This is a genomic window from Armatimonadota bacterium (genome assembly GCA_029907255.1).
Classification (GTDB): Bacteria; Armatimonadota; UBA5829; order DTJY01; family DTJY01; genus JAIMAU01.
On sequence record JARYMF010000002.1, the window covers coordinates 277,772 to 291,401 of the forward strand.

General features: G+C 46.9%; 11 protein-coding genes. 7 read left to right on the forward strand and 4 right to left on the reverse strand.

Going from position 1 to position 13,630, the window contains the following annotated elements:
* Positions 1–11: 11 nt before the first annotated feature.
* Positions 12–518 carry an NADH-quinone oxidoreductase subunit B family protein gene (locus tag QHH26_02480; protein ID MDH7480828.1) on the reverse strand — a complete coding sequence of 169 codons (507 nt, stop codon included), beginning with the start codon at positions 516–518 and terminating at the stop codon, positions 12–14.
* Entirely contained in the window at positions 509–898 is a 390-nt protein-coding gene (locus QHH26_02485) for an NADH-quinone oxidoreductase subunit A (protein MDH7480829.1), read from the reverse strand. Before QHH26_02485 ends, QHH26_02480 begins: the two co-directional genes overlap by 10 nt.
* Before the next feature lie 174 nt (positions 899–1,072).
* Here QHH26_02485 and QHH26_02490 point away from each other — a divergent pair, with 174 nt between their 5' ends.
* The 5 genes from QHH26_02490 to tsaE all read left to right on the forward strand — a co-directional run bounded on the left by QHH26_02490 (position 1,073) and on the right by tsaE (position 7,361).
* A complete protein-coding gene (locus QHH26_02490; GenBank protein ID MDH7480830.1) occupies positions 1,073–2,533 on the forward strand; it encodes a hypothetical protein in 1,461 nt (486 codons plus the stop codon).
* A 196-nt stretch (positions 2,534–2,729) separates the two neighbouring features.
* A complete protein-coding gene (locus QHH26_02495; protein ID MDH7480831.1) occupies positions 2,730–4,508 on the forward strand; it encodes a sodium:solute symporter family protein in 1,779 nt (592 codons plus the stop codon).
* A gap of 251 nt (positions 4,509–4,759) precedes the next feature.
* Positions 4,760–5,824 carry a DUF4434 domain-containing protein gene (locus tag QHH26_02500; GenBank protein MDH7480832.1) on the forward strand — a complete coding sequence of 355 codons (1,065 nt, stop codon included), beginning with the start codon at positions 4,760–4,762 and terminating at the stop codon, positions 5,822–5,824.
* Positions 5,825–5,843: 19 nt separating this feature from the next.
* Entirely contained in the window at positions 5,844–6,857 is a 1,014-nt protein-coding gene (gene thiL, locus QHH26_02505; protein MDH7480833.1) for a thiamine-phosphate kinase, read from the forward strand.
* A gap of 39 nt (positions 6,858–6,896) precedes the next feature.
* The gene (gene tsaE, locus QHH26_02510) at positions 6,897–7,361 is read left to right on the forward strand and encodes a tRNA (adenosine(37)-N6)-threonylcarbamoyltransferase complex ATPase subunit type 1 TsaE (GenBank protein MDH7480834.1); all 465 of its coding nucleotides are present in this window, start codon (positions 6,897–6,899) and stop codon (positions 7,359–7,361) included.
* Positions 7,362–7,364: 3 nt separating this feature from the next.
* Here the strand turns inward: tsaE and QHH26_02515 are convergent, their stop codons facing one another.
* Entirely contained in the window at positions 7,365–10,118 is a 2,754-nt protein-coding gene (locus QHH26_02515) for an HAD-IC family P-type ATPase (protein ID MDH7480835.1), read from the reverse strand.
* A gap of 617 nt (positions 10,119–10,735) precedes the next feature.
* Here QHH26_02515 and QHH26_02520 point away from each other — a divergent pair.
* Positions 10,736–11,128, forward strand: coding sequence for a phBC6A51 family helix-turn-helix protein (locus QHH26_02520; GenBank protein ID MDH7480836.1), 393 nt, complete (start codon positions 10,736–10,738; stop codon positions 11,126–11,128).
* 55 nt (positions 11,129–11,183) lie between these two features.
* Complete coding sequence (locus QHH26_02525; GenBank protein MDH7480837.1) at positions 11,184–12,494, forward strand: terminase family protein; 1,311 nt, start codon at positions 11,184–11,186, stop codon at positions 12,492–12,494.
* On the opposite strand, the gene alr is transcribed toward QHH26_02525, so the two are convergent.
* On the reverse strand, positions 12,491–13,627 hold the full coding sequence (gene alr / locus QHH26_02530; GenBank protein MDH7480838.1) for an alanine racemase: 1,137 nt from the start codon (positions 13,625–13,627) through the stop codon (positions 12,491–12,493). The genes QHH26_02525 and alr overlap by 4 nt on opposite strands.
* Positions 13,628–13,630: the final 3 nt, after the last annotated feature.

A 13,630-nucleotide genomic window follows, 5' to 3' on the forward strand; every position in this document is an offset into this window, starting at 1 on the left:
GATTTTCAGTTCTATTGCTTTGTTGCTTCCACATTATGCTTTTTGGTTGCGATAGTCTCCTTGCGGATTTTCTCGCGGAGTTTTATGCACGCATGGAGGAGCGCCTCTGGTCTTGGCGGACAGCCAGGAAGATAAACATCAACCGGTATTACTTCGTCAACGCCCTTCACGACGCTGTACGAATCATAGAAAGGTCCACCTGATATTGCACATCCTCCCATAGCAATCACATATCTCGGTTCCGCCATCTGCTCCCATAGGCGGCGTATTCTAGGTGCCATTTTTTTTGTGACTGTGCCGGCGACAATCATTAGGTCGCTCTGCCTTGGCGATGCTCGGAACATCATGCCAAATCTGTCGAAATCAAACCTGGCTGCTCCAGTTGCCATCAGTTCAATTGCACAGCATGCGAGGCCAAAGAGCATGTACCAAAGGGAAGATGTGCGTGCCCAATTTAACACTGTATCCAATGAAGTAGTAATTATGTTTCCCTCTGGCAGCTTCTCAGCTATTCCCACCGCAAAACTCCCTTCCACCACGCATATATGAGCCCTATTAACAGGATTGCAATGAAGACCATCATTTCAATAAATGCAAATACAGCCATGTTTATGTGTCCAAATTGCATGGCCTTTAGGCTCTTTAAAACCGCAGCCCAAGGGAAAATAAATACGGCTTCGACGTCAAAGATGACAAATACTAGCGCAAATATGTAGTAGCCGATGCGGAATTGCTTCCATGCATCACCAAAAGGGACCTCTCCGCACTCATATGTTTCTCTTTTTGCGCCCACGGACTTGTGCGTAGGCCTTAGTGCCCATGAGATCCACATGGCTATAACGCAGAACGCAACTCCGATTATTAGCAATAGCCCAATATATGCGTAATTGTTCTGCATCGATAAAGCCCCAAAAGCAATCGAACATGCTAAGAAAACATAAGTTCAAATATTATATCATATTCGAAAAATGTATGCTAGACGCCATTATTTCCTCTTATTGAAACCTTACTTGACCAAAACTCTCTTATTTGGTATTGTATTTGCAATTAAGCGATAAGGAGAAGCACGAAAATGAGCATGCCTGTAAAGATTGGCTTTGTTCCCGCAAACAGGCGTTATTTTTCAACCGAGCTTGCGCTGAAAATGCGGGACCAGACTCTCGATGCGTTTGGAAGGCTTGGTGTTGAGGTAGTTGTCCCTGACAAGAATGTGACGGAGGCTGGGTGCGTCAAGAATCGGGATGAGGGACGTAAGTGCGGCGAACTTTTCCGCTCAGCTGGAGTTGATGGTATAGTCGTCGGCGCAATGAATTTCGGTGATGAACAAGCATGTGTCACAGCGGTCGAGGGCACCGGCAAAGCCGTTCCGGTAATGATCTTTGGTTGTCATGAGGAAGAAGTTCTTCGCCCCAATCTTCCAAGACGCGATGCCTTCTGCGGACTTCTCTCAATAGCCGAGGCGCTACGTCAAGCAGGCATAAAATACACCATTGCTCAAACCCCGATTTGTTATCCCAGCGAGGACGGTTTTCTTACAGAGCTTGACCATTTTGTGCGTATCTGCAGAGTAATAAAGGGGATGCGCGGAGCACGCATTGGCCAGATAGGACCGCGCCCGGAGGCGTTCTGGACCTGCCGCTATGATGAGAAAATGCTTCAACAGATAGGTGTGACAGTCGTTCCGAAAGATCTATCGGAGCTCCTGGGTGCGGCGAATAGGCTTAATGACGACGAGCCTGGAGTGCAGGCAAAGATGCAAGACATCCAGGCAAAGATAGATACATCGCTCATTTCGCCTGAGATACTTCTAAAGATTGCAAAGTTCGAACGAGCGCTTGAAGATATGATCGTCCAATTCGATATGAATGCAGTGGCAATCCAATGTTGGAATTCGCTTCAGCTTAACTACGGCATAGTCGCATGTGGAGTGCTTGCGCGGATAGGAGATGCTGGCATACCGGTTGCATGTGAGGCGGATGTCCTCGGTGCACTCTCAATGTATGCGCTTACGCTTGCCTCAGGTTCATCAGCGGCACTGCTCGACTGGAACAATTTACACAACAGCGACCCGGAATTGGTGAATCTTTGGCATTGTGGCGTTTTTCCACCCTCTTTTGCCGAAGAAAAGCCAAAAATGAACGTGCAGGGAATTATGAGCAAGCACATAGGTTCAGAGATATCAACCGGTGTGCTAGAGCTTCGAGTGAAGCCAGGACCAGTAACTTTGTGCCGGGTAGCACAGGGACTTCCAGGAGAGGGTTGGAAAGCATTTATCGCACAGGGATTCTTCGAGGAACCAGCGGCGACTTTTGGTGCTGGGGCGTGGTGTAGGATTCCACGGCTCCAGCATATTTATCGCGACATTCTACTTGACCATTTTACACATCATATAGCGGTTACCCGTGGGCGTGTTGGAAATGTGCTTCATGAAGTGTTTGGCAATTACTTGGGTATGGCGGTGTACCATGGGGGCCAAGCAATACCAGGCGCATATACCCGCCAGGCGCCATTTGAATTCGTGATAACGGATTGAAAAGGTGTAATCATATTCCATTGCTAGTATTAAGGAGGTATCTATGGATTGGATGCTATGGGCGATTGAAGGATGCGGTATTCTCATTTTGTGCATCTGGATTGCTGTACCTATAAGTGAATTCAGGCAGATTGCTAAACGACTCAAGGAAGAGCGCTGAGACGAAGAAGTAAATTTTTATTACAAGGTTTAGATTATGACATGGGTTGACTATGCTATTATCGGCATATTCCTAAGTGGTCTTGCGTTGGCAGGATTGACGCTATCGAAGCTTATCAGGCACTCGGATGACATATTTGTGGCTGGTCGGCAGTTGACTCCTTTCATCCTCGGGGCTACGATAACCGCTACTAATCTTAGCATGTTTCACTTCATCTCCATGGGAGGAATCGCATTTCAGAAGGGTATCTCGATTATCTGGCAGAATTGGACTGGCAATATGGCGTTGGTATTGTCGGGTCTTTTTGTCATACCAATCATGCGCCGCTTGCGAGTACGTTCAATTCCAGAGTTTCTAGAAATCCGATACAGTCGCTCTCTGCGTGTATTGGTTGGTGCCTTTTGGGGAATTAGGCTTTGCATATTTCTTGGAATTTTTCTATACGTTGCAACGACAACAGGCATTCAAATCACCGGCTGGAACAATCCATGGGGTTGGCTTATGGTTTTCTCACTAATTGCAATCATGTATTCGGCGATTGGCGGCGCATGGGCGGTTGCAATTATGGACTCCCTCCAGTTTGCGCTGATTATTCTGGGTGGATTAATCACTCTTCCAATCGCTGTTCACTTGGCGGGAGGTACGCCAACGCTGATTAACTGGCTTCAAACCCATGGTAAGCCAGTACATGTCCAACTGGTGCCTGCTGGAGCAGGCGAGTTCAATTGGTTGTTTATACTTGCGATACTCTTAATTTCTACAAAGTGGGCAACCGTGGACCAAGTAATATTGCAGCGTGCACTTGGAGCAAGGAACCCTCGAATTGGAGCACAAGGAATGGTTCTATCGGGGCTGATAACAACTCCGCTTGCTTTTCTTTGGATACTTCCAGGCGTCGCTTTGGCAAAAATACATCCCGGACCTATAGAGAACCCCGATCATGCGATTCCATGGTTCTTGGCCACGTATCTACCGCAGGTGGGAAGGGGGATACTCGGCCTTGTGCTTTGTGGATTGGTTGCTGCACAGGTTTCAACCATCACAGCGGATATCAATTCGGTCGCTACTTTATTCACAAATGATGTATTTCGAGCGATGAAGCGAAAGGAGCCAAGCCAGCGCCAGTTAATATATGCAGCTAGATTTAGCTCTCTTGTTTGTGGAGCGCTTATGCTTTGGGTAGCATATTATCTACTCATGCATTCTGTTTCCGGTGCTGTCAGAGCTAACCTGACAGTCGTTGGAATAGTGGACCTGCCGTTATTTGTTATAACAGTAATTTGGGGATTGATGTGGAAACGTACAACCTGGCAGGGGGCAATGGCGGGATTTTTTATAGGTGGCTTGGCTGGCATTCTTACATACCTGGTGGTAACTCCAACGTATTTCCACAATATTTTATATCCTTTGATGAGTGCTATCCCTGGCAAAGTTGATGTATGGGCGGTCGGCTGGCATGAAAGATTGAAGCATCTAGAGCCCGCCCTCAGGAATATTGCTCCTTTTGTTAGCTCGGGAACGGCATTAATTGTTACGCCAATCGTTAGCCTCCTAACGAAGCCTGTGCAAAGCGAAGGGTCTGTCAGAATTTGGACGTATTTTCGCAAAAGCGCCGATGATGAGAAAGATATTTTTCTGCTGATTCCAAACAGTTTCCGCGGCAAGATTGGTTTATCATTAGTAATCGTTGGGTTCTTAGCATTTCTTTTTGGAGCTATCTCGGCATCTTGGGGTTTTTCGCTGGCAACCGTGATGGCTGTTGGTGGAATGTGTGTGCTTTTTGTTGGCGGCGTGCTTCGCGTCTGGTCTGAGTAGTCAAGGCATTCAGAACATAAAAAGTTAATGACTTTTACCAAGCTGCAAGGAAAAACCTCGGCAACCACAGAAGTCTGCTTTGAAATTATACAACCAACCTTTGATTTCTTCTGGCAAGACAACGCGATTCAGCTATTAACCCACTTTAGCGTTTATGCTATTCTTCCAAGCAAAAAGTGGGTATTGACTTTGGCATGTTAGGGTAAAAAGTAAAAGGGAATTGCGCTTGGTTTTTCGAAAAACCATATAAAATGAACCGTCGTGAGGTACTTTCTGCAATCGGCAGATGTATCTTTGGTTCAGTAGCAGGATTGTTGGTTGGCGAACACCTGATGGCATCGCCTAAGCTTAAGTGCGCGCCTTTGATTTTAGGTCCGCTTTGGTGGATGAATCCTGCCGAGTCTGCGAAATGGGGAATATCAGGCTGGCGGGATGAACTCGACCACCAACGTAGAATCGGCTTTGACCTTCTTTGGCTTACCAATGCGCCTTCGGCGCTCGCCCATCAGGACAATCCTTTGGACAAACTCATGAATCTTTGCGCCAAGCGGAAGGTAAAAGTCATTCTTGATACCGGTTCTACAGGGAAGTGGTACCTGAAATCCGACCTGAAAGATGAACTAGAATTCTGCACAAAAAATGTTAGGCAAATTGGTGAGCGCTTTGCAGGTCATCCTGCATTTTATGCATGGTACATACCCCACGAGATTTATATGTGTTGGGGCAAGTTCGCTGAATTGATTGAAAGTTTCTACTCTAAGCTAACTGAAAGTTGCAAAAGGGCGGCAAATCTTCCTGTTACGCTTTCGCCCTTTTTCATCCTTGACCGTGAGAAAGTTTTTGGCGATTTTAGGTATAACGAACCTGATGAGTACCGTCAATATTGGACTAAGCTAATAAAGCGGAGTGGCATTGACGTGATAATGCTTCAAGACAGCGGTGAGCATTTTTCTTATGTTACAAATGACCAGCGCAGGCCTTTTTTTGAGGCTATGTATAACGCCTGTCGTGATTCGAATGCAAGGTTTTGGGGAAACGTTGAAACTGCTGAGTACGTTTGTCAAAGTAAAGAAGAGTACATTAGATTGTATGGACGCGTGCATCATTCGGAGGCAAAGGGGCTTCCATGGAGGCCCGTGCCAATAGAGCGCCTAAAAGAGAAGCTAATGCTTGCAGCAGAGTACTCAGAGCGTATTGTTACATGGGGTTATCGTGAATTTTGCCGACCAGTTCTCGGTCCCGAGGCGAAAAAATGGTATGATGACTATAGAAGTTACGTAGTTTCTTTGGTAAAGAAGACAGCCAGTCAAATTTAACGCCGGAAGGTAGGTTGATATGAACCTAGCAGATATCGGTGAAGAAGTTCTGATTGAGCATCTAATGAAGGAGTTTAGCCTTCCCACATCTTCGGAAGGGCTTGTTGTTGGCGTCGGAGATGATGCGGCTGTGCTCGACCTCGGCGGTCCGATGCATACGATTATTACCACTGACATGCTTGCTGAGGGCACTCACTATCGCCTTGACCTAGTCACTCCATATCAGCTAGGCTGGAAATCGGTGGCGAGCAACATAAGCGATATTGCGGCGATGGGAGGGCTTCCAACCTGGACGCTGATATCTCTCGGATTGAAGCCCGATACCGACATCGGCTTCGTAGATGAAATTTACCGAGGGCTTGTTGAATGTGCCGAGAGATTCGAAAGCAAAATTATCGGAGGAGATACTATTTCCGTAAGGCAGGATTCGGTGATTGGGATATGTCAGATGGGCAAAATTGAGCCAAACCTCATCGCACGACGGTCCGGTGCAAGTCCTGGCGACCGCATTCTTGTAACGGGCTGGCTTGGAAATTCAAGGGCAGGCTTGGAACTCTTGCTAAGGTTTGGTATGGAGGAAGCAGCGCAGTTGCATGGATGGCTTGTGAGCCAGCATCTGACGCCAATTCCACGCGTGCTCGAAGCCCGTGCTGCTGTTGCAACCAATGCGGTTCGTGCGATGATGGATATAAGCGATGGATTGGGTGCTGACCTTCCAAAGTTGTGCAAAGCAAGCGGCGTTGGCGCAGTAGTATATGCTAGCAAACTACCGATAAGCAGTGATCTCCAGTCGGCTGCAGAAAGACTGGGAATGGATACGCTGGAGCTCGTTGTCGGCGGCGGAGAAGACTTTGAACTCCTCATGGCAGTTGGACCACATGACGTTAAGAAGGTTATTAAGGCTATTAAAGAAGGCACTGGAACTCGCGTAACCGAAATTGGAGAGTTCACAGAAGACAAGACAGTTGAGATTGTCATGCCTGATGGCTCAAAAAGGCCTTTGTGGGGAGGATGGGAGCACTTCAAAAAATAACATCTAACTTGACGATTTCTATGGGTTTCCTTTTGATTTATGACACATCTGTCCAAGACGTTTTACACATATTCTTCCGAGGAAACAGAGCTACTTGGTGAACAAATCGGTCGGGCGCTGAGACCTGGGGCAGTTGTTGCGCTAATCGGAGAACTTGGTGCAGGCAAGACGACGCTCACTAAGGGAATTGCGCGGGGTCTTGGTGTCACCGATCTTGTCCATAGTCCTACTTTTACACTTATCCACGAGCACAAAGGGCGCGTTCCAGTATACCACTTCGACCTCTACCGCTTGGAAAGTCGTGAGGAGATGGAAGATCTCGATTATGAGAGCTACTTTCATGGCGAGGGTGTTACAATTATAGAGTGGGCTGAGAAGATTCCAAGCATACTACCAGACGACCGATTGGAAATATATATCTCGGAGGAGAATTCAGCTCGCCGTTTTGAACTGATTGCAACTGGTATTCAATCTGAAGAGGTGCTTCGGCGTATATCCACTTGATTGCTACTGAGTGCGTTGATTTCCAGGAGCGTGCCGAGTTTGTGATGGCATGAATAAGTGTGGTAAAAACGCCTTTCTGATTTCTTCAGCGATAAAGACGCTACTGGAAACCGCCACCATAATTGTCCACTCCGATAGGTTTAGAGCCACTGTGCGAAATATTGTTTGGAAAAATGGTAAATGGACTGATGCAATCTGGGCAACTGCAGACGCGGTTGCGCCAGCCAGCAAGTATGGATTAGTTAGCACGCCAATTTTGAACAATGAGTAGCGACTCGATCGAACGTTCAATGCGTTAAATGCTTGGAAAAGCGCCATAACCACAAAGGCGAAGGTTCGAGCTTTCCATATGCCTATGCTTCCAAGCCCCCAGTAGTAAAGCGAGAAGGTTCCAATTAGCATGAAAAGTGCCACAAAAACTATGTTGCTAACCACATAGCGGTTAACTATGCGCTCCTTTGGATCTCTAGGTGGTTCTTTTAGCAAGCCTGGTTCTTTTGGTTCAAACGACAGTGGAGCTGTGCAAAAGCCGTCAGTGACTAGGTTAATCCAAAGAATTTGCACCGGAAATAAAGGCAATGGGAGACCTGAGAGAATTGTAGTAAGGTATATGAATACCTCACCGGTGTTTGTTGAAAGCAGATATTGAACAACCTTGCGGATATTTGCAAATATAGCGCGGCCTTCTTCGACAGCTGATACGATTGTTGCAAAATTGTCATCAAGAAGTATCATATCTGCTGCTTCTTTTGCTACGTCTGTGCCGCTGATTCCCATAGCTATTCCGATGTCAGCACATTTGAGCGCTGGAGCATCATTTACGCCGTCGCCTGTCATAGCCACAACATGACCGCGCTCTTTTAATGCCTTAATAATTCGAAGTTTATGTTCAGGTTCAGCACGTGCAATTACAGCAATGCGTCCGATTGCTTGGGCAAGCTCTTCGTCGCTCATTCTGTCCAGCGCCCTGCCCTCTACAACCATCATTTCTCTTTCTAGAAGGCCTATCGATTCCGCTATGGCGCGTGCGGTATTAGCATGGTCGCCGGTTATCATTATGACACGAATTCCAGCTTCCCTTGCTTGCTTGACTGCCATTGGTGCTTCTTCTCTTGGGGGATCCATCATGCCAACTGCTCCAAGGAAAACAAGGCCTGACTCTACATCCGAATGACTGATTACTTCCTGTTCACGCGGTAGTTCTTTATAGGCAGCAGCAAGGACCCTTAAAGCTTCCTCTGCCATTTCAGCATTTCGAGCTACAAATTCGGCGGCTTTATCGGAGGTGAGTGGCAGCACATCATTGCTTTTTAGGTAGGTTCCACTCATTGCAAGTATCTTTTCGGGAGCGCCCTTGACATATACGATTTTTCGCCCATCTGGCAGTAGATGGAGCGTAGCCATATATCTCCTTTGGGAGTCAAATGGTAGTTCGGCAATCCTCTTTTGTTCATCTTCTAATTCATGCTTCCGCAAGCCAAGCTTTTCGCCTGCGACGACAAGTGCCCCCTCGGTCGGGTCGCCAACAATGCGCCATCCATTGTCCTCATGATGTAGCCGTGCATCGTTGCACAAAACTAGTGCCTCAAAAAGCCTTCGAATCCCTATGTGGTTTTTATCAATTTCTTGGTTTCCAATGAGAAACTTGCCAATCGGTGCATAACCTTCACCAGTGACAGTGAACGCCTCCTCTGGGGTATAGCCCGCCCGGACTGTCATTTCGTTCTTTGTTAGCGTGCCCGTCTTGTCGGTACAGATTACGGTTGCAGACCCCAGAGTCTCGACTGCTGGGAGCTTGCGGATAAGTGAGTTCCGCTGTGCCATCCGCTGAACCCCAACCGCAAGTACGATAGTTACAGCTGCTGGCAAACCTTCGGGAATAAACGACACGGCTACTGCAACGCCAGTGAAGAGCATCTCGTAAAGGCTGAATGCTTTTATCAACCCGGCGGCGATAATAATCACAGCAATGGCAATTCCTACAATTCCGAGGTTCGACCCAAGAGTTGCAAGATGCTTTTGAACCGGCGTCAGTTCTCCTGGCTCGGTTGCTATGTTCAATGCAATTTGGCCGATTTTGGTGTTTACACCAGTGGCTGTGATAATTGCTTTGCCGCGGCCATAAACAACTGTTGTTCCCGAATAAACCATGTTCTTTCGGTCTGCTAGAGGTGTTTCTGGAGGAAGCGGTTCGATACTTTTATCAACTGCAAATGATTCGCCAGTTAGGTTGGACTCGTCCACTTTAAGGTTTATCGCTTCGAAAATCCGGGCGTCGGCTGGCACGCGTTCGCCCGTGGTGAGAAGTATCACATCACCTGGCACAAGCTCGCTGGCGGGAATATTCACCTCTTCTTCATCGCGCAGTACGATTGCTCGCGGTGCGCCCAACTTTTTCAGAGCTTCGAGTGCTCGTTCCGCCCTGTATTCCTGAAAAAATCCAATGAGTGCGTTTAGGATTAGCACTGCCATTATCACGCCGCCATCGATAGGATGGTTTGTGACGAATGAGAATAAGGCCGCAATGAGCAAAATGTAAATTAGGGGGCTTCGAAATTGGCGCATAAAGATTATGAAGGGCGAAACCGGCCTGGCTTCGGGAAGCACATTTTGGCCATATTCTGCTAACCTTGCTTGCGCCTCAGCAGTTGAGAGGCCGTCCGGAGTGCTCTTTAGGTGATCGAATACCTCATTAACGGTAATTGCGTGCCAGTTTTCTGTTCTTACTTCCTGAATCTGCTCCACTTTTTCGTTCATCAAATATCCCTTGTCTAAAACTTATGAGCGATGTTAGACTGCTAAGCAGTCCTTAATTTATCAACTAAACGCTTTTATCCGCAAAGCGTTCAGCAATTTTTGGAATTAACTTCTTTGCTCCTCTATGACAACTTCTTCTAAGAGGATTGCATTGTTGTATCAATTTGTGTTTTTAGAGTTCTTCCTTCAAAAATTCTGGTTAATTATACCAAATAATCTTTGATAGTCAATGCGGTTGGTTATTTCTTAATAATTATGATAATGGGTTGCTTGGTTCTTGTTTCAAAGATGCTTGGCGCCTCGATGAAAGTCACCTCTAGTAATCTTGAATCATGGTTTTTCACTTTTTAATCCTCCCAGACTTGGTGCCATTAGTATTTATATTCCCCGTGTTTCCAGTATGCAGTCGCAGGAATGAACTTGAGCACAGAAAATAAAGCTTTTTGCTAATTGGTTGTCTAACTAAAGGTTCACGAAATCTTCACTTTTTGTTCTTTTATTCTCCCATATGCTGAGGTCTTGTAATAATGGGAAGACCTCGGCAAACGTTCCAATTTGCGAATGCTGAGAAATTAGTGAACATTCGTTCCTAAATACTGTTATTTAGAGGTAATTATATGCTTACTACAAACCAGCGTAGGGCTATTCCCCTGCTTTTTAGGTTGACAGATGAGGAGATTGCAGAGAAGTTGAGAATAAGCAAAAGGACACTTGATGAGTGGAAAAGGAGCCCTGATTTTGCCAGCGCCATATGCGATTATGTCAAAGAAAATCGCCGTACGGCACTTAGGTTACTTTCTGAGCGTTATGTAGAGGCTGCCCGCGAACTCGAGAGCCTCATCAAATCGAAGGATGAAAAAATAAAATACAAAGCAATTATTGACCTCCTCAAGGCAAGCAATCTTTTAAAGGACGCGGATGTTCATGAGAATGATTCAATCGAACAAATTCTCCAGCAGATTGAGGCTAAAGAATTAGGTGAAGATGATGACTCCAGCGAAGAGGATTAAACTTGCGGATTTGCTTTGGGGGTGGAAGCCCCATCCCACGCAAAAGGAGTGGTTATTGGACAATCATCAAGTAAAGGTGGCGGCATGTGGGAGACGTTGGGGAAAGACCGTAGCCGCAGCAATTGATGTCGCAACATATGCTATTTCAAACAACGGCTCAATCCAAATGATAGTCGCTCCCACTTATGACCAGAGCAAGCTGATTTCGCGGACAGTCGAGAGGCTGCTCCTCTCCCATTCTGAAATCCGAAAGTATACCAAGATTACTCGAACGCCTTATACTGAAATTTGCCTGCGAAACAGCAGAATCATGGCTCGGACAGCTGATGAGGATGGAAGAAATCTCCGAGGCCATTCAGCCGACCGCGTTGTGGTGGATGAAGCTGCGTTTGTGCGTGATGAAGTAGTCGAAGAGGTTATTGGGCCAATGCTAGCCGATCGAAATGGCCAATTATCGCTGATATCAACGCCTTTTGGCAAAAACCATTTTTATCGTGCTTTCATCCGAGGAAGCAATTGTCAGCCAACAATAGCAGAGTCTGACGGCAAACATCCGATTTCCAATGCCAGATATTCATATCGTTCGTTCCGTTTCCCGTCGTGGGCAAATCCATACATCAGCAGACAGTATATAGAAAACCAGCGAGAAATATTGACCGAGCGGCAGTTTAAAATCGAATATGAAGCGGAGTTTATTGATGACCAAAATTCAGTATTCGCCTGGGAGGACATTCAAAAGGCGATTTGCACTGAGCAAATCAACTTTGAACCGACGGCCTTTGTGGCGGGTGTTGATTGGGCACGTTACTCAGACTACACCGCAGTGGTTGTATTGGCTGTAGGCTACCAATCGCCAGTAAATGGCGTTGGGCATGGCGCCCACCGATTCCACGTAGTTGCCCTAGACCGTTTCAACCGTATGGAATGGAAGTTGCAGGTTAAGCGAGTTGCTGACATACTTTGCCAATTTGGAGTTCGAGGAATTGCTGTAGACCAGTCTTCTATTGGCGACCCGCTTTTGGAAAACCTGGGGCATGTGCTTTGGGAAGAGCATGGGCTAGACGCAGAACTTGAGGGCGTAATCTTTACGAATAAGACCAAGCGCGAATTAATTGATAACTTAGCTGTCCGTCTTGCCCATAATGAGCTTCGGTTTCCGTATATTAAACATCTTATCCAGGAGCTCCAATTTTATGAATATGAGCTAACGGAATCGGGGAACGTGAGAACTAGCGCACGGAGGGGATATACTGACGACTGCGTCTGCGCCCTAGCGCTTGCACTGCGCATTGCGCCGAGATATTTGTTTGGTGGTAACTTTTTGACCACAGGCCGAATAAGAGATTCAGTGAAAGGATGGTATTAGGCAGTCTGATGGTTTTTCGCGTTGACGTATACCCTTGGGACCCGCTTGCTGACAGAGCATATGACTTCGTCGGCAATCGTGTTCTGAAGGTCGGCAATTTCTTCTATGGAAATAAACTCGTTTCCCTGCCGCCCGTAGAGGACAACTTCGTCGCCTGTGGAAACTCCAGGGACGTCGGTTACGTCAAGCATCACTTGGTCCATGCAGACTCTTCCGATGACTGGTACTCTTATTCCATGAACCAAAGCTGGTGCTCGATTTGAGAGCAACCGGTTGTATCCATCAGCATAGCCAATGGGAATTGTGGCAACCAGAGTGCGCCTCTTAGCAACAAAAGTTCGGCCATAGCCCACCGATTTACCAGGAGGGAGCTCCTTTAGGAAAACAATTTTGGTCTTTAGGGTCATCGCTTGCCGTAGCTCAACATCACGGACGAGGTGCTTTGTGTCGTGAAGACCGTATAGCATTATTCCTGGCCGCACCATGTCGAAGTATGACTCGGGTAAGTTTAAAATTGCCGCACTGTTTGCCATATGTCGAAGAGGGATGCGGATGCCCGCTTTGCGGATTTCATCTGTGAGTCGTCGGAATTCCTCAATCTGTGCATGAGAAAAACTTAAATCTGGGTCGCCAGAAGAGGGGAAGTGTGTAAAAATCCCTTCGATTTCCAACCCAGGCATTCCTGAGAGTTGGGTTGAGAACCCCACTGTTTCAGCTGGACTAATGCCCAGGCGTCCCATGCCAGTGTCAACCTTGATATGGACCTTCATCCGCTTGCCTGCTTCTACAGCGCATTTTGAAAGCTCAGCGGCAAATACAAGATCGCACACCATTGTGCTCACGTTGTGTGCAATAATCTCCGGAATGCTGTCTGGAAGAACGCATTGAAGGATTAATATTGGCGCATTAATACCAGCGTTCCGAAGTTCAAGTGCTTCCTCGAGGGTGGCTACTCCTAGCATTTCGGCGCCAGCGTTGAGGACTGCTTGGCTTACGGGGATTGCACCGTGCCCATAGCCGTCAGCCTTCACAGCTGGACATATCTTTACTTCCGGTCCAACTAGATTTCGGACCTGTCGAAAATTAAACGCAATTGCTTCTAAATCAATTTCGGCAACCGTAGGTCGAAACATCGT